The sequence below is a fragment of the Dietzia cercidiphylli genome (assembly GCF_014145145.1).
In the GTDB taxonomy this organism is placed as follows: domain Bacteria; phylum Actinomycetota; class Actinomycetes; order Mycobacteriales; family Mycobacteriaceae; genus Dietzia; species Dietzia natronolimnaea.
In genome coordinates this window covers 1-16023 of sequence record NZ_JAALEA010000016.1, presented here as the reverse complement: position 1 = coordinate 16023, position 16023 = coordinate 1, and the positions used below count along the sequence as shown (strand labels likewise).

Here is a 16023-nt window from a genome sequence, read left to right as displayed (position 1 = left end):
TCGAGGGTCCTGCTGCCTGATCTACGTCGCGACCGCGGGCGACAAGTGCGCCGGCTGCCCGCGTCGCACCCCGGCGGACCGGTATGCAGAGCTCCTGCGGCGCACGTCGTCCTGACGTGTCGGGCCGGGGCCGGCCACCTGCCCCAGAGTTGCCGCCCCGGGGCGACCGCCTGCCCTAGAGTTGCAGCCGCGCCAGCCGTCGTGCGCGTCGCCGTGCCCGCTGGAGTTCGGCGAGAAGTGCCTTGCCGGTCCACTGGCGGCGATCGGGTCCGGCCCGTTCGGCCTCGTGCACCAGCTCGACGATGTGCGCACACGCCGGCGTCTCGACACCGAGGTACCGACCCATCCGCACCACCTCCCCCTGGAGGATGTCGATCTCGGTCGGTCGGCCCCGGACCAGGTCGTCGTTCATCGACGACGTCCCGTCGGCGTCGACCCGCATGACCGCCCTGGCGAGCCTGCGGAACACCGGGGTGGGCAGCCGCATGACGGCCGGCAGCATGCCGGCGGGTACCGCGATGGGTACCCGGGACACCACTCCGGCGGCGGTGAAGACCCGGTTGGCCTCGGCCTGACAGAGCGCGACGCATCTGCGCAGGTCCCGGTCGAGGAGTTCGGTCCTCAGCGGGAGGCCGGACAACGCCTGGACCGCGTTGTTCATGTTCAGCAGGACCTTGCCGTGCAGTACCGCTTGGATGTCGTCGGTCGCGCGCACCCGGAGATCGGCCTCCTCCATCACGCGCAGGAGCGGGGCGGCGAGGGGATGCTCGGCGATCCGGATCTCCCCGGTGCTGGTCCGACGGTAGGTCGCGGGGCCGGTCCGCGCGACGTTGAAGGGGATGATCCCGGCGATCACCGGTGTGGCGTCCACGCCCTCGCGGATCAGATCGGCCGAGTGCAGACCGTTCTGTAGGCCCACCACCAGGGATCCCGGACGCAGGTACGGGACGAACTCGGCGGTGGCGGAGGCGGTGGAGCCGGCCTTGGTGCACACGAGCACCACGTCCGAGCGTCGGACGGCCACCGGCGTCTCGGCCAGGGTGAGCGCCTCGGCGGGCACGTGGAGGCGGTCCTCCACGCCCTCACCGGACTCCACGGTGAGTCCGACCGCGCGGATCGGGTCGAGGACATGAGGGCGCCCGACCAGGGTCACGTCGGCGTGGCGGGCGAGCCTGCCGCCCAGATAACACCCGACCACGCCCGCACCGATGACGGTGATGCGCAGCGGGGTGTCGGTGCCGACCATGGTGCTGGACGTTACGACATGCGCAGCGGTCCGGCGGTGGGATCGCGCGCGTGCCCACCGGGTCGAGGGGATCTCAGTGGCGCCGGGGTCGCAGAACCACCTCGGTCGGGTGGGCGTCGGGCCCCGAGTCGAGGGCGTGGCGCACCGCGGTGGCCACGGAGTCCGGGCTGAGGTGGGCCGACGGGTCATACTTCCCGCCCTCGGCGGCGACGATCGCCCGCTGCATGTCGGTGTCCACGCGTCCCGGATGGATCGAGGTGACGCGCAGGGCCGGTTCCTCGCCGCGGAGGGTGTCGGTGACGGCGCGCAGCGCGAACTTGGAGGCACTGTAGGAGCCCCAGCCCGGCTTGGCGGTGGTCCCGGCACCGGAGTTGATGACGACGACGTGGCCGCGGGCCGCGCGGAGCGCCGGGAGCAACACCCGGGTGAGCTCGACCACCGCGAGGACGTTGATCTCGAACGCGCGACGCCACTCGGCGGCGTCCGACTCGTCGATCCGCCCGAGGTCGGCCACCCCGGCGCAGTGGACCACCCCGTCGAGGGAGGTGATCCCGTCGGCGACCGATGACACCCCGTCGACCGTCGTCAGATCCGCGGTCACCACCCGGGCGGATCTGCAGGAGCGGGCCACCGACGCCAGTGCGTCGGCGTCGCGGCCCACCAGGATCAGGTCGTGATCCGACTCGAGCGCCCTGGCCGTGGCCGCGCCGATCCCGCGCGAGGCGCCGGTGATCATGACTGTGCCCATGTCCGGTGAGGGTAGACGCCGCGGAGGCTCAGCGGGCGGTCGCGGTCCCGTCGAAGGCGTCCAGGAGTGCGTTGAGGGCGGGGACCGCCGCCGACAGCGTCTCCCGGTGCTCCGGGGACAGGCGGGACAGGTGATCGGCGAAGTCCTGGTCGCGCGCCTCGAGCACCTGGTCGATCCGTGCCCGCCCGAGGTCGGTGAGCTCCACGCAGACGCCGCGGCCGTCCGAGTGGTCCCGCACGCGCTCCACGTAGCCCATGCTCTCCACCACGGTCACGGAATTGCTGGTCGTCGGGACCCGGACGTTCTCCAACCGGGCCAGGTCGCTCATCCGCAGCCGCCCGTGGCAGGCGAGCGTGTAGAGGATCGAGGTCTGTGCGCGGCTGAGGGCGTACTGGGTGTTCTGCCGCCGGACCAGAAGGTCCAGCCTGAGGAGGATGGGCCGGAATTCCGTCGCCAGTCCGATCGTCACAGTGTCCACGCCGTGCCCCCTGACCCGTTCGTCCCCTCGGTCGCATGGGAGATGTAAGCACGTTCCGGGGCGGTTATGGGGCGTCATCCCGGGCCGTGAGGGATACTCTCGGCATGGATTTGTATCACCAGATCACCGGTTCCGGTCCCACGATCATCCTCATGCACGGTGTCTGCCACCGTGCGCACGCGTGGGACTCGGTCGTCCCGCTCCTGGCGGACCGGTTCCGGCTGGTGGTGGTGGACCTGCCCGGACACGGGGAGTCGGCGGATCTCCCCGACGCGGGTGACGTGCTCGAGTACATGATGGACCAATTGACCGAGCTCATCGCGGAGGTCGTGCCGGACGGGGAGCGCCCCCACGTCGTCGGGAACTCGCTCGGCGGCTTCCTCGCACTGGAGCTGGGGGCCCGTGGCCTGGCGAGCAGTGTCACCGCGCTCTCGCCCGCCGGGTTCTTCCGGTCCGACGCCGAGTGGCGCTACACGATGACCGTGTTCCACAGTCTGCGCCGGGCGGCCGGGAAGCTGGGCCGTCACATCCCCGTGGTGACCGAGAGGGCGGCGGGCCGTGCGGTGATGATGGCCGCGTTCTGCGCTCGGCCGTGGCGGTACCCCGCCGAGGCGGCGGCGATCGACGGCGAGGCGATCATCAGCAACACCGTGCTGGACCGGGCGGACCGCAGGACGTTCCTGTTCTCCGCGCCGGTGGACGAGGAGCTGCCGATCACCATCCGGTGGGGCCGGTTCGACCTGGTGCTGCCGGTCCGGCAGGTCTCGCTCGCGTCGAGGTTGTTCCCGCAGGCCCGGATCGAGATCTCGGCAGGCGGGCACGTTCCGATGTCGGACGATCCGGAGGGCGTCGCCGCCTCGATCGCCGCGACCGTCGAGCGCGGGTTGGCGTATGCGGGGGCGACGAGCCGGGTCTGACGGCCCGGGTTCGGCGGCCCGGGTCAGGCGGGCCGGGTCAGGCGGGCCGGGTACGACGACCCTGACCCCGCCCCCCGCCCCCGCACACGGACGATCAGGAACCCGACGAGCCCGCCGGGAGTGACCCCGCGGACAGTGACCCCGCGGAGAGCGACCCGGTCCCGCCGGTGAACCCGTCCCTCCACGCCACGACCGTCGACGGACGTGGCTGCGACGTCCCGCCGTCGGGCCAGTGGGAGGCGGGGTTCTCGATCGAGGCCCCGTCCTTCTCCCCGGGGTGCTGGACGTTGACGATCGCGCGGTCGGCAAAGACGAGCGGACCGCAGGTCTCCGCGCCGATCGGCACGGTGAGGAACAGCTTGGTCTCGCCCCGGTTCGGCCCCTCTGTGGCCACCGAGTAGAGCCCGTCGTTGAATCCGAGCGCGTTGCCGTCGGTGGACACCCACAGCCCACCGGAGGGGTCGAAGGCCACGTTGTCCGGGCACGAGATCGGGCTGACCTTGGACTTGTCGAAGCCGCCGAAGTAGGTGTCGGCGGCGGCGGGGTCGCCGCACACGAGGAGCAGGTTCCAGCCGAAGGTCGTCCCGGCGTGGTCGTCGGTGATCTCGACGACCTGCCCGTGCTTGTTGTCGTGCCGGGGGTTGGCCTCGTCGACCTGGCCGACGGTGCGGCGGGTGTTGTTGGTCAGCGCCATGTACACCTTGCCGGTCGTGGGGCTGGGTTCGACGTCCTCCGGCCGGTCCATCCTGGTGGCCCCGACGGCGTCGCCCGCCATGCGTGTGTACACGGCGACCTGCTCCGCGGTCATGCCGGTGACGTGGGAGACGGCGTTGCCGGCCGCGTCGACGGTCATGAGCGGGATCCAGCCGCCCGTGCCGTCGAAGGCGCCGTCCGAGGGGAGCGTGCCCGACCCGTCGATCTCCGACTCCGGGGAGTTGCCGGTGAAGGTGGCCACGTAGAGCGTCCCCTCGTCGAGGATCCTCATGTTCTGGGTCCGCGCCGCCGCGGTCCGTCCCGGCACCATCTTCCGGCTGGAGACGAACTTGTAGAGGTAGTCGAACCGCTCGTCGTCGCCCGAATAGATGACGACGGTCCCGTCGGCGGTCACGTGAACGGTCCCGCCCTCGTGCTTGAACCGCCCGAGCGCCGAGTGCTTGACCGGCGTGGAGTCCGGGTTCCAGGGATCGACCTCGACGATGTAGCCGAAACGGTTGACCTCGTTCGGCTCGGCGGCCAGGTCGAAGCGGCTGTCGAAGCGCTCCCACTTGCGGCCCGACTCACCGACCGCCACGCCGTAGCGACGCAGGGCCTCCACACGCGCCGGGTCGGTCACGGAGCCGGTGGTGCCGAAGTACTGGTTGAAGTTCTCCTCGCCGGACAGGACTGTTCCCCAGGGGGTGTGGCCGCCGGCGCAGTTGTTGAGTGTTCCCAGCACGCGGGTCCCGGTGGGGTCGGCGGTGGTCCGGGTGAGGGGGCCGACGGCCGGGCCCCGCAGCTCGAACGGCGTCGTCGCGGTGATGCGGCGGTTGTAGGACCCCATCACGGGATCGAGCCCGCCGTCGGACGGCCTGCTGGCGAGCTCCACCACCGTCATGCCGTGTGCGGCCCAGGCGATCTCCACCTGCTCGCGGGTCGGGGCGGCGGAGTCGTACCCGCGGAACATCATCGGCTCGGTGGTGTACTCGTGGTTGACGGTGAGCAGGAACCGGTCGTCGCGGTCGTCCATGGGGAACAGGACGGCCAGGTCGCAGTTGAAGCCGTACTGCACCGCCTGCGCGGCGGCCGTCTGGTTCTCGAAGTCGAAGCCGGGCGCCCCGGGGACCACCGGGTCGCCCCAGCGGATCACCACGTCGCTGGAGTGCCCGACGGGCACGGTGACGGCGTCCGCGGTGTTGGGCTCCACGGGGAGGAAACCGGTGTCGAGGGTGCCCCCACCCGTCGACCCGGGTGCCCCGGCCGAGCCCGTGCCGAGGGAACCCTGCGCGGCGACGGAGGCGGGCAGGACCTGGGAGGCCCCCACCGCGAGCGCGACCACGCCCGCCGCCTTGAGCGCCCCCCGGCGGCTGATCTCGGTGGCGACGTCCCCGAAATACGGGTTGTCGCTCGTGTTGGGGACCGGCGCCGCGCACTGGTCACCGCACTTGTACACACAGGTCAGGTGCTGGCGGTTGGAGATTCCGGGGGTGGCGATCGGAAGCAGACTGCGGACTGACAACGGTTCTCCCTGAGGACGTGTGCGCCCCACACGGGCGCACGAGGACGCTGTGACCCTAGGGAGCGCGGGCGACGGCGCGGGCGTGCTGAGGACACGTGCGGATGAACTGTGGGCGCAGTGCCGGTGAACACCGGTCCCGTGACGCTACAGTCGTCGTGACAACCCTCAATCTCGGATCGTCCGGCACGTTCCTGCCGGTGAAGGGAAGGATCTCTCCATGGCTACGGTGACCTTCGAGAACGTGTCCATCATTTACCCGGGCGCCGCACGGCGCAGTGTGGACCGACTCGATCTGGAGATCGCCGACGGCGAGTTCCTGGTCCTGGTGGGACCGTCGGGCTGCGGGAAGTCCACCACTCTCCGCGCGCTCGCCGGGCTCGAGGACGTCTCGGCCGGACGCATCCTCATCGGCGACAGGGACGTCACCGGGACGGAGCCCAAGGACCGGGACATCGCGATGGTCTTCCAGAACTACGCGCTCTACCCGCACTACACCGTGCGCGAGAACATGGGTTTCGCGCTCAAGCTGGCCAAGGCCTCCAAGAAGGAGATCGCGGAGCGGGTGGACCGCGCCGCGGAGATGCTCGACCTCACGGACTACCTCGACCGCAAGCCCAAGGAACTCTCCGGTGGTCAGCGCCAGCGGGTCGCCATGGGTCGGGCGATCGTGCGCAACCCGCAGGTGTTCCTCATGGACGAGCCGCTGTCGAACCTCGACGCCAAGCTCCGGGTGGCCACCCGCGCCCAGATCGCCAAATTGCAGCGTGACCTGCGCACCACCATGATCTACGTGACCCACGACCAGGTCGAGGCCATGACGATGGGGGATCGGGTGGCGGTGCTCAAGGACGGCATCCTGCAGCAGGTCGACACCCCGCGCGAGCTGTACCACAACCCGGTCAACGCCTTCGTCGCCGGCTTCATCGGATCGCCGTCGATGAACCTCTTCGACGCGCCCGTCTCGGACAGCAGAGTGGACCTGGAGGGTTTCGCGGAAGAGGTCCCGCCGGGGTCCGGACCGAGGGTCACCGTGGGCGTGCGGCCGGAGCACCTGCGGATCGCCGGGGACGGTCACGGGTTGGAGGTGACCGTGGACCTGGTCGAGGAGCTGGGGGCGGACAGCTACCTGCACTGCTCCACCGCGGACGGGCACCCGGTGGTCTACCGGGCCGAATCGGGTGACCACCCGGGTAAGGGCGAGACCATGTTCCTGGCCGCGCTCGACGGCGAGGTCCGCTTCTTCGACGTGGAGACCGGCCTGCGACTGCGGTGACCGGGTGCGCCGAGGCGCGCCACAGGGCTCGATGAGGGCGGCAGTGGCGGACTGCAACATCTGTTGTTGCTAGAGTGTCGCGTGTGATCTGAGTCTCGCGGTCCACGGGCGGCGGTACGGCGGGGAGTCGGCGATGGGACCGTCCATGGTCCGACGCCACAGGCCCCGTGTGGGTTACGCTCAGCGGGACCTCAGAGAGACCCGCGTCACAGTGAACCCGGGATCACCCGACCGCCGGCACACGTCGGCGGTAGGCGAGACACGACAGTAGGAGAGAGCGCATGGCCGTTCACGGCAGGTTCCTCAAGGCGGCGGCGGCCGCATCCATGGTCGCGGTGCTCACCGCGGCCTGTGGCAACGGTGGTGGTGACGAATCCGACGAGCAGGCGGAGGCAGGCACCTCGGGCGTCGGCCCGATCACCTTCGCGATGGGCAGCAACGACACGGACAAGCTCCGTCCCGTCATCGAGCAGTGGAACGCGGAGAACCCCGACCAGGAGGTCACCCTCCGCGAGCTCCCCGCCGAGCAGGACGGCCAGCGGGACACCCTCACGCAGTCCCTCCAGACCGAGAGCGGCGAGTACGACGTGTTCGCTCTCGACGTCACGGACACCGCGTACTTCGCGGCCAACGGGTGGCTGCAGCCGATCGAGGGCGACACCGAGGTCGACACGTCCGGCCTGATCGAGGCCGCCGTGGACTCCGCGACCTACAACGGCACGCTCTACGGCATCCCGCAGAACACCAACGCCCAGCTGCTGTACTACCGCACGGACCTCCAGCCGGAGGCGCCCGCCAACTGGGACGCACTGGTCGCGTCCTGCGAGGCCGCCGAAGGCGCCGACGTCGACTGCCTGCAGACGCAGCTCAGCCTCTACGAGGGCCTCACCGTCGCCGCCACCCAGTTCATCCACAGCTGGGGCGGTCAGGTCGTGGGTGACGACGGGCAGACCCCGGAGCTCGACACCGATCAGGCACGCGCCGGCCTCACCGCCCTGGTCGACGCCTACCAGAACGGCGTGATCCCCCCGCAGACCGACGCCTTCACGGAGGAGGAGACCGCGCAGGCCTTCCTCGCCGGCGAGACCATGTACTCCTACAACTGGCCGTACATGTACGAGTCGGGCCAGTCCGATCCCACGTCCCAGGTCCAGGGCCGGTTCGAGGTCGCACCCATCGTCGGCCAGGACGGCGCAGGCCGGTCCACCCTCGGCGGCTACAACAACGCCATCAACGTGTTCTCCGAGAACAAGGCCACGGCGCAGGCGTTCCTCGAGTTCATCATCTCCGAGGACGTCCAGATGGGCTTCGCCGAGCAGTCGTTCCCGCCGGTCCTGTCCTCGATCTACGACGACGAGGCGCTGCAGCAGGAGTTCCCGTACATGCCAGCCCTCAAGGCGGCTCTCGAGAACGCCGAGCCGCGCCCGGTCACGCCGTACTACCCGGCGGTGTCCAAGGCGATCCAGGACAACACGTTCGCCGCGCTGCGTGGCGAGAAGAACGTCGAGCAGGCGCTCACCGACATGAGCGCCGCGATCGACCAAGCGGCTCAGTGACACCAGAGTCTGAACAGCAGGTATGACATCACCGCGCTGATGGGCCCCGGGTAGCATTCCCGGGGCCCATCGGCCGTCGTGGTGAGGGCGGGTGCGATCCGATGAGGAGCTGCAGCGATGACGACGAGTGAGAAGTCCCCGGCGCCACTGGTCGAGAAGAGATTCGACTGGCGTCCGGTGTGGATGGTGGGCCCCGCGCTCGCGATCCTCGCGGTGGTGATCGGTTACCCGGTCGTCCGTGCGGTGTACCTGTCCTTCCAGGCCGACCGCGGCCTCGATCCCGCCACGGGGATGTTCTCGGACGGTGGGTTCGCCGGGTTCCAGCACTATCTCTACTGGCTCACCCAGGCGTGCCCGGCCCGGGGCGGCGACGGCACCATCCCCTGCCCGCCCGGTGTCTCGGCCGTCGACTTCTGGCCCGCCATGGGCAACACCCTGTTCTTCACCGTCACCACCGTCTCGCTCGAGACCGTGCTCGGCTTCGCCATGGCGGTGGTCATGGGCAAGAGCATCTGGGGACGCTCGCTCCTGCGCGCGGCGGTCCTCGTGCCGTGGGCGATCCCCACCGCCGTCACCGCCAATCTCTGGGCGTTCATCTTCGCCCCCAACGGGATCGCCAACACGATGCTGGGCACCAACATCGCCTGGACCACCGACCCGTTCTACGCCCGTATGGCCATCATCATCGCGGACGTGTGGAAGACCGCGCCCTTCATGGCGCTGCTGATCCTCGCCGGGTTGCAGATGATCCCCGGGGACGTCTACGAGGCGGCCCGAGTGGACGGCGCCTCACGGTGGCAGCAGTTCACCAGGATCACGTTGCCGCTGGTCCGGCCGGCCCTGATGGTGGCGATCCTCTTCCGCACCCTCGACGCGCTGCGCATGTACGACCTGCCCGTGATCCTCGTGTCGGCCAACTCCGGCTCGCCCACCGCGACGGTGTCCATGCTGGTGGTCAACGAGATGCGGATGGGCAACTTCAACAGCGCGTCCGCCATATCGACACTGGTGTTCCTGCTGATCTTCGCCGTGGCGTTCGTCATGGTGAAGTTCCTCGGCGCGAATGTCGTCGATGACCGCACCGGCAAGAAGGAGGAGATCCGGTGAGTCACCGAGCGCCTGAACCGTCCACGTCGTCCACCACGCGGCCGCCCACCTCGTCGTCGTCACACCCCGGTCTCCACGATCGGGACACCAACGACGACCTCCGGCCGCCCCGCAAGCCACTCGGCCCGAGGATCGGCACCTACATCGGGGCCCTGCTCATCCTGATCTGGGGGCTCGCGCCGTTCTACTGGATGCTCGTCACCGCGTTCCGCGACAACCGGTTCGTGTTCTCCGCCAGTCCCGTGCCCTCGCACCTCACCCTGGACAACTTCCGTGAGGCACTGGCCACGGACGCGGGCAACAACTTCTTCGGTGCGATCATCAACTCGGTGATCATCAGCTCCATCACCACCGCGCTGGCGCTTCTCTTCGGCGTCTTCACCGCCTATGCGCTCGCGCGGGTGGACTTCCGCGGGAAGTTCCTCGTCACCGGCGTGATCCTGGCCGCGTCGATGTTCCCCGGCGTCGCGCTGGTCACGCCGCTGTTCCAGCTGTTCACCGACATCGGGTGGATCGGCACCTACCAGGCGCTCATCATCCCCAACATCTCGTTCGCGCTGCCCCTGACCATCTACACCCTGACCTCGTTCTTCAACGACCTGCCCTGGGAGCTGGAGGAGGCGGCGCGCGTCGACGGCGCCACCCGCGGCCAGGCGTTCATCAAGATCATCCTGCCGCTCGCCGCGCCGGCGTTGTTCACCACCGCGATCCTGGCGTTCATCATCACGTGGAACGAGTTCCTGCTGTCGCAGCAGCTGTCCAACTCCTCGACCGAGCCGGTCACCGTGGCGATCGCCCGGTTCTCCGGGGTCAACCCCTACATCCCGCCGCACGCGGCGATCATGGCGGCGGGTGCGCTCGTCACCGTCCCGCTGGTGATCATGGTGCTGATCTTCCAGCGACGGATCATCTCCGGCCTCACCGCCGGCGGTCTGAAGAGCTGACCGGTCGTGGCTCGGAGCGGAGGGGACGCGCTCGGGACCCGGCAGCGGCTGGAGGTCCTGGGCGGGTTCGTCGGGTTCTTCACCGTGCTCGCGCTGGTCAACGCGGTCGGCCTGATCGTGGTCGGGCGCCCGTCGATCCTCGCCTCGTTCGTGCTGGTGCTCATGCTCGCGGCGTCCGGTTACACCTTCCGCGTGTGGCGCCGGGCCGACCGCGCCGTCAACCGCGGCTGAGTCCGCCCCTCAGCGACGGAGCCGGGCCGTCAGCGGCCGTCGCGCCAGGCCACCAGCGACTCCACCAGATCCAAGGGGTAGTCGGGCCCGTTCAGGCCCACGGTGAACAGCGTGACGCCCTCGGCCAGCAGGGCGTCCGCCGAGCGCCGCGCGTCGTCGGCGGAGGCGGCGCCGCCGATCTCGGTGGAGCGCTCGATCTCAGCCGGGTCCCGACCGGCGTCGGCGCAGTGCCGGGCCAACACCGCGGACTTGTGACGGTAGGTCTCCACGTCCACGAACGAGTGCCAGATGTCGGCGTGGCGGGCCACGTGCTTCAGGGTCTTGCGCTCGCCCCCGCCGCCGAGGAGCACCGGGATGTGCCGGGTCGGGGGAGGGGTGAGCGTGGCGAAGCGACGGTCGATCCGCTCGAGCGAGTCGCCGAGGTCGTCGAGGCGCGACCCCTTGGTCCCGAAGTCGTACCCGTACTCGGCGTAGTCCCGCTCGAACCACCCGCTGCCCAGGCCCAGGATCAGGCGGCCGCCCGAGATGTGGTCGACGGTGCGGGCCATGTCCGCCAACAGGTCCGGGTTCCGGTAGCTGTTGCAGGTGACCAGCGCGCCGATCTCGACCCGCTCGGTCTGCTCGGCCCAGGCGGCGAGCATGGTCCAGCACTCGAAGTGCGCGCCGTCGGGGTCGCCGTAGAGCGGAAAGAAGTGGTCCCAGTTGAACACCACGTCGACGCCCGCGTCCTCGGACCGGCGGACGGCATCGCGCAGGAGACCGTAGTCGGGCGCGTGCTGCGGTTGGAGTTGGACGGCGATGCGGACCGGGCGGTCGGTGGTCGGGGTCATGCGCCCAGTCTGGTCCGTATCGCCGCCCGGCGCACCCGACCCGCGATGTCGCCGGGTGCACACGAGTCGCGCACCCGGGCGCGGGTCGGATGCACCCCAGCCCTCGCTACCGCTCGCGTTCGAGGAGGAACCAGAAGTGCTCGCCCTCGTGGAGGGTCCCCCGGCCGTTCATCACGGCCAGGAGGGTGTCGGGGTCGACGACGGCGAAGTGGTCGATCACCGGCAGCCGGTCGTACACCATGGAGGCGCACGGGCGGCCGCGGAACGAGACCTCCCAGAGCGAGGCGCCGCCCCCGCCGGTCGCGGAGGTGTCCGGGACGACCGCCCCGGACTCGTCGGTGACCAGGATCGGGTCCACCTTCCGCGGGTCGGTGAAGTCCTTGCCCCACCAGCGCATCTGCCCGAGCATCGCGAACATCGGGTGCCCGGTGTCGAGGCCGGTGCCCTTCCACCGGGTCCCGGCGATCTCGTCGATCCCGGCGGGCTCCAGTGAGTCCCACAGTGCCGTCACCCGGTCGGTGGGGACGGTCTCCAGGGCCCGGATCGCGGCCAGCTCGTCGGTGTGCGGCGCGCTCACAGCCCGTACGTCTTCCCGATGATGTCGCGCTGGACCTCGTTGGTGCCGCCGTAGATGGTGGACACCACGGCCTGGCGGACGAGGCGCTCCATGCCGTACTCGGTGGCGTAGCCGTAACCGCCCATGGACTGCATGCACTCGAGGGTGACCCGCTTGCTCAGCTCGGAGGCCTTGAGCTTGGCCATGGAGGCCTCGCGCGGGAAGAGTGCCTGGGGGTCGGACTCGTCGATCTTCCTGGCCACGGCGTAGACCAGCAGGCGGGTGGCCTCGATCTCGGTCGCCAGGTCCGCCATCCTGTGCCGGATGACCTGGAACGTGCCGACGGGGCGGCCGAACTGCTCCCGCTCGCGGATGAACGTCAGGCAGTCGTCGAAGGCGCGCTGGGCCACGCCGAGCTGCATGGCGGCCAGGATGAGCCGCTCGGTGTTCAGGCCGGTCATGAGCTGCTTCCAGCCGCCGCCGACCTCGCCGATCACCGAGTCGGCGGGCAGGCGGACGTCCGTGAAGTACAGGTCGTTGACCTCCTTGCCGCCCATGGTCTCGATGCCGGTGATCTGCAGGCCCTCGATGTCGGCCGGCACGTCGAACATGGTGATGCCCTCGTGCTTGGCGCCGGACGAGTCGGTCCGCGCGACAAGGAGGATCCGGTCGGCGAAGTGGGCGTTGGAGCACCAGGTCTTCTGGCCGGTGATCACCCAGTCGTCGCCGTCGCGGACGGCCTTGCAGCGCAGCGCCGCGACGTCCGACCCGGCGCCGGGTTCGGACATCGAGATGGACAGGGTCCCGCCCTTGACGACCAGGTCGAGCGCGCGTCTGCGCTGCTCCTCGGAGCCGAACTTCTGGTAGGCGGCACCGGTGATGAGGGTCGGGCCGATGCCACCGATGGGGGCCAGGCCGCGCAGCGAGTGCTCGAGCAGCAGGCACAGTTCCACGGCTCCGGCGTCGGCGCCGCCGTACTCCTCCGGGACGGTCAGCCCCAGCCAGCCGAGCTCGGCCATCTTGGCGTAGATCTCGGGCGAGTGGGTGCCGCCCTCGGTGGTGAGCTCCCGCCGCTTCTCGGCGCTTCCGACCTCGCGCGCGCAGAAGTCGTCGATGGACCTGGCGAAGTCCCGCTGTTCTTCGGTGAGGATGTCGAACACGTCTGGCCTCGGTTTTCTGTCAGGGGGTGACGGTGGCGGGCACAGTCGACTACTGTGGCCCGTATCACGGACGGTACATCAAATATATGTGATCGGAAACTGGAGGGAACCCGAATGACGACCACCGAACCCAGCAAGACCGGCCCCACGCTCGCGAGCCTGGATCCCCGCGACGGCACGGTCCTGGCGGAGTACCCGATCGCCGGACCCGAGGAGGTGGCGCTCGCCGTCGAGCGTGCGCGCGCCGCCGCCCGCTGGTGGGCCGCCCAGGGTCCGCGCGGTCGTCGGGAGTGGCTGCTCGAGTACAAGCGGGCGATCGCCTCCCGCTCCGACGAGTTGGCCTCGCTCATCTCCGCCGAGACCGGCAAGCCGGACGAGGACGCGACGCTCGAGGTCATGCTCACGGTGAGCCACCTGGAGTGGGCGGCCAAGAACGCCGACAAGGTGCTGCGCCGCCGCTCGGTGTCGGCCGGACTGCTCATGAGCAACCAGGCGGCCTACGTCGAGTACCAGCCGTACGGCGTCGTCGGCGCGATCGGCCCCTGGAACTATCCCGCGTTCACCCCGATGGGCACCCTCTCCTACGCCATGGCCGCCGGCAACGCCGTGGTGTTCAAGCCCAGTGAACTCACGCCCGGAGTGGGCGTCTGGCTCGCCGAGGTGTGGAACTCGCTCGGCGCCTCCCAGCCGCTGTTCCAGACCGTCACGGGTGACGGCTCGACCGGCGCCGCGCTGTGCAGGGCGGGCGTGGACAAACTGGCGTTCACCGGGTCGGCCGCGACGGGCCGCAAGGTCATGGCCGCGTGCGCGGAGACCCTCACCCCCGTCGTCATCGAGGGCGGCGGCAAGGACGCGTTCCTGGTGGACGCCGACGCCGACCTGGACTCGGCCGTCGACCAGGCGGTCTTCGGCGCCATGGGCAACGCGGGGCAGACGTGCGCCGGCGTCGAACGGATCTACGTCCACCGGGACGTCCGGGACGCCTTCGTCCACAAGTTCACCGCGAAGGTCCGGGCGCTGACCCCCGGCACCTCGGTGACCTCCAGCTACGGCCCCATGACGCTGCCGTCCCAGATCGACATCGTCCGCCGACACGTCGAGGACGCGCTGGCCCGGGGTGGCACGGCCGTCATCGGGGGCGAGGAGTCGGTGGGGGAGCGGGTCGTCGAGCCGGTCGTGCTGGTCGACGTGCCCGAGGACTCCACGGCGATCACCGAGGAGACGTTCGGGCCGACCGTCGTCATCAACTCGGTCGCGGACCTCGAGGAGGCGGTCGAGAAGGCCAACGCCAGCAGCTACGGCCTCGGCGGCGCGATCTTCACCGGCAACCGCAAGCGGGGACTGGCGCTGGCGGAGAAGCTCGACGTGGGCATGGTGTCGGTCAACGCGTTCCTGGCCTTCGCCGGGATCCCCTCGCTCCCGTTCGGTGGGTCGGGCGACTCGGGCTTCGGCCGCATCCACGGCGCCGACGGGCTCCGGGAGTTCTCGCGGCCCAAGGCCATCACGGCACAGAAGTTCGCCGCCCCGCTCAACCTCATGACCATGACCCGCAAGCCGAGGGACATCAAGGTGGTCAGGTGGATGCTGGCCAACGTGCAGGGAAAGCTGTGATCTCCCGATGACCGCCACCGCCTCGAACAGAACGACGCCGGAGGAACTCCGGGACACGACGACGACGAGCTCCGCGGACGCGGGACGGCGCACCCTGCCCGGGGTGTTCGGACCGATCCCGTCCGAGCTGGTGGCCGACGCCGCCGTCGAGCACCCGCTCACGGCGTCGCCGCCGCTCAGGCCGGGCCGCTGGTACTGGCGGGATCTCATCGCGTCCCTCGACCCGGTCGCCGACGCGGCGGAGATCCACCGCATCACCTCCTCCTACGAGTTCCCCTGGGACTACCAGCGGGCACTCGAGCTGGCCCTGTACCGCACGTACTGTGTGCCCTCGGTGTCGGCGGTCCTGGAGCAGGCCGGCCAGTTCCGCGACAACCCCCAGAAGCGGTACGACGACACCGCGTTGCTGATGGTGGAGCTGGTCGAGCACGGGTACGACTCGCCGCGCGGCAAGGAGGCGCTGCGGGTGATCAACCGCCAGCACGCGCGGTACGAGATCACCAACGACGACATGCTGTACGTGCTGTCGACGTTCATCTACGAGCCGCTGGAGTGGATCGACGCGATCGGGTGGCGGCGCCTGCACCCCCACGAGCGACTGGCCGCGTTCCACTTCTACCGCGGGGTGGGGCAGCGGATGAAGATCGCCGACATCCCGGAGGACATCGGGGAGTTCCGCCGGTGGCGTGACGACTACGAGGCCCGCACCTTCCGCTATGACCGGAACAACGAGCTCATCGGCACGTACACGCTCGGTCTCATGTGTTCCTGGTATCCGGAGGCGGTCCGCCCCGCGGTCCGCAAGGTGGTCCTGTCGCTGGTGGACGACGACATGACCCGGGCCTTCGGCTTCCCGTGGCAGCCGCCGGGACGACGCAGGGCCGCGTACGCCGCGCTGCGGGCCCGGTCCGCGGTGGTCCGGTGGCTCCCGGTACGTCGACGGGCGCTGGGGTCGAGCGCGACCGAGAACCGGACCTACCCCGGGTATCCGAACGGCTACCGGCCCGCCGACCTGGGGGCCTGCCCCATCCAGCAGCGGGACCGGATCGAGGGCTGCCCGGTGATGCACGGCGGCGGGGAGGGACGGGGAGAGGACCGCGCATGACCACCGCCTCCGCTCCGCCGAGGCCCCCCGGGGCTCCGGCCCGCTT

At 70.1% G+C, this 16023-nt stretch carries 16 protein-coding genes; 9 read left to right on the top strand and 7 right to left on the bottom strand.

Annotated features, from left to right (window positions below):
- On the top strand, positions 1 to 115 hold a 115-nt coding region (locus G6028_RS18155; protein WP_182657741.1), incomplete at its 5' end, for a (2Fe-2S)-binding protein.
- A 60-nt stretch (positions 116 to 175) separates the two neighbouring features.
- On the opposite strand, the gene G6028_RS00905 is transcribed toward G6028_RS18155, so the two are convergent.
- From G6028_RS00905 to G6028_RS00895, 3 genes are all read right to left on the bottom strand, one after another.
- Positions 176 to 1246, bottom strand: coding sequence for a 2-dehydropantoate 2-reductase (locus G6028_RS00905; protein WP_182657740.1), 1071 nt, complete (start codon positions 1244 to 1246; stop codon positions 176 to 178).
- Positions 1247 to 1319: 73 nt separating this feature from the next.
- Positions 1320 to 1994 (bottom strand): SDR family oxidoreductase, encoded by a 675-nt coding sequence (locus G6028_RS00900; protein ID WP_182610834.1) that lies wholly within the window; start codon positions 1992 to 1994, stop codon positions 1320 to 1322.
- Positions 1995 to 2022: 28 nt separating this feature from the next.
- Positions 2023 to 2472: a MarR family transcriptional regulator gene (locus tag G6028_RS00895; RefSeq protein WP_338404115.1), complete on the bottom strand. Its 450-nt coding sequence runs from the start codon at positions 2470 to 2472 to the stop codon at positions 2023 to 2025.
- Between the two features lie 104 nt (positions 2473 to 2576).
- Between G6028_RS00895 and G6028_RS00890 the strand changes: the two genes are divergently transcribed.
- Positions 2577 to 3389, top strand: a complete 813-nt coding sequence (locus G6028_RS00890; protein ID WP_182617234.1) for an alpha/beta fold hydrolase — start codon at positions 2577 to 2579, stop codon at positions 3387 to 3389.
- Positions 3390 to 3483: 94 nt separating this feature from the next.
- Here the strand turns inward: G6028_RS00890 and G6028_RS00885 are convergent, their stop codons facing one another.
- A complete protein-coding gene (locus G6028_RS00885) occupies positions 3484 to 5604 on the bottom strand; it encodes a PhoX family protein (protein WP_182657738.1) in 2121 nt (706 codons plus the stop codon).
- Positions 5605 to 5821: 217 nt separating this feature from the next.
- Here G6028_RS00885 and G6028_RS00880 point away from each other — a divergent pair, with 217 nt between their 5' ends.
- The 5 genes from G6028_RS00880 to G6028_RS00860 all read left to right on the top strand — a co-directional run bounded on the left by G6028_RS00880 (position 5822) and on the right by G6028_RS00860 (position 10715).
- Positions 5822 to 6877 (top strand): ABC transporter ATP-binding protein, encoded by a 1056-nt coding sequence (locus G6028_RS00880; RefSeq protein ID WP_182657736.1) that lies wholly within the window; start codon positions 5822 to 5824, stop codon positions 6875 to 6877.
- A 281-nt stretch (positions 6878 to 7158) separates the two neighbouring features.
- A complete protein-coding gene (locus G6028_RS00875) occupies positions 7159 to 8433 on the top strand; it encodes an ABC transporter substrate-binding protein (RefSeq protein ID WP_179523949.1) in 1275 nt (424 codons plus the stop codon).
- Between the two features lie 117 nt (positions 8434 to 8550).
- On the top strand, positions 8551 to 9540 hold the full coding sequence (locus tag G6028_RS00870) for a carbohydrate ABC transporter permease (protein ID WP_182657734.1): 990 nt from the start codon (positions 8551 to 8553) through the stop codon (positions 9538 to 9540).
- Complete coding sequence (locus G6028_RS00865; RefSeq protein ID WP_182657732.1) at positions 9537 to 10484, top strand: ABC transporter permease subunit; 948 nt, start codon at positions 9537 to 9539, stop codon at positions 10482 to 10484. Before G6028_RS00870 ends, G6028_RS00865 begins: the two co-directional genes overlap by 4 nt.
- Positions 10485 to 10490: 6 nt before the next feature.
- Entirely contained in the window at positions 10491 to 10715 is a 225-nt protein-coding gene (locus G6028_RS00860) for a hypothetical protein (protein ID WP_095718898.1), read from the top strand.
- Positions 10716 to 10744: 29 nt separating this feature from the next.
- On the opposite strand, the gene G6028_RS00855 is transcribed toward G6028_RS00860, so the two are convergent.
- The 3 genes from G6028_RS00855 to G6028_RS00845 all read right to left on the bottom strand — a co-directional run bounded on the left by G6028_RS00855 (position 10745) and on the right by G6028_RS00845 (position 13261).
- Positions 10745 to 11545 carry an LLM class F420-dependent oxidoreductase gene (locus G6028_RS00855; RefSeq protein WP_182657730.1) on the bottom strand — a complete coding sequence of 267 codons (801 nt, stop codon included), beginning with the start codon at positions 11543 to 11545 and terminating at the stop codon, positions 10745 to 10747.
- A gap of 106 nt (positions 11546 to 11651) precedes the next feature.
- Positions 11652 to 12122 carry a GXWXG domain-containing protein gene (locus G6028_RS00850; protein ID WP_179523947.1) on the bottom strand — a complete coding sequence of 157 codons (471 nt, stop codon included), beginning with the start codon at positions 12120 to 12122 and terminating at the stop codon, positions 11652 to 11654.
- On the bottom strand, positions 12119 to 13261 hold the full coding sequence (locus tag G6028_RS00845) for an acyl-CoA dehydrogenase family protein (RefSeq protein WP_095718895.1): 1143 nt from the start codon (positions 13259 to 13261) through the stop codon (positions 12119 to 12121). The genes G6028_RS00850 and G6028_RS00845 overlap by 4 nt, the downstream gene beginning before the upstream one ends.
- Before the next feature lie 114 nt (positions 13262 to 13375).
- Between G6028_RS00845 and G6028_RS00840 the strand changes: the two genes are divergently transcribed.
- Together G6028_RS00840 and G6028_RS00835 are read left to right on the top strand one after the other, a co-directional pair.
- The gene (locus G6028_RS00840; protein ID WP_182657728.1) at positions 13376 to 14872 is read left to right on the top strand and encodes an aldehyde dehydrogenase family protein; all 1497 of its coding nucleotides are present in this window, start codon (positions 13376 to 13378) and stop codon (positions 14870 to 14872) included.
- Positions 14873 to 14879: 7 nt separating this feature from the next.
- On the top strand, positions 14880 to 15977 hold the full coding sequence (locus tag G6028_RS00835) for an oxygenase MpaB family protein (RefSeq protein WP_182657726.1): 1098 nt from the start codon (positions 14880 to 14882) through the stop codon (positions 15975 to 15977).
- The last annotated feature ends 46 nt before the right edge of the window (positions 15978 to 16023 follow it).

What these genes read in the sequence shown, in the direction of transcription:
- G6028_RS00900 (WP_182610834.1), bottom strand. Translation starts at nt 1,994, where the DNA reads ATGGGCACAGTCATGATCACCGGCGCCTCGCGCGGGATCGGCGCGGCC.
- G6028_RS00905 (WP_182657740.1), bottom strand. Translation starts at nt 1,246, where the DNA reads ATGGTCGGCACCGACACCCCGCTGCGCATCACCGTCATCGGTGCGGGC.
- G6028_RS00855 (WP_182657730.1), bottom strand. Translation starts at nt 11,545, where the DNA reads ATGACCCCGACCACCGACCGCCCGGTCCGCATCGCCGTCCAACTCCAA.
- G6028_RS00840 (WP_182657728.1), top strand. Translation starts at nt 13,376, where the DNA reads ATGACGACCACCGAACCCAGCAAGACCGGCCCCACGCTCGCGAGCCTG.
- G6028_RS00875 (WP_179523949.1), top strand. Translation starts at nt 7,159, where the DNA reads ATGGCCGTTCACGGCAGGTTCCTCAAGGCGGCGGCGGCCGCATCCATG.
- G6028_RS00880 (WP_182657736.1), top strand. Translation starts at nt 5,822, where the DNA reads ATGGCTACGGTGACCTTCGAGAACGTGTCCATCATTTACCCGGGCGCC.
- G6028_RS00835 (WP_182657726.1), top strand. Translation starts at nt 14,880, where the DNA reads ATGACCGCCACCGCCTCGAACAGAACGACGCCGGAGGAACTCCGGGAC.
- G6028_RS00870 (WP_182657734.1), top strand. Translation starts at nt 8,551, where the DNA reads ATGACGACGAGTGAGAAGTCCCCGGCGCCACTGGTCGAGAAGAGATTC.
- G6028_RS00890 (WP_182617234.1), top strand. Translation starts at nt 2,577, where the DNA reads ATGGATTTGTATCACCAGATCACCGGTTCCGGTCCCACGATCATCCTC.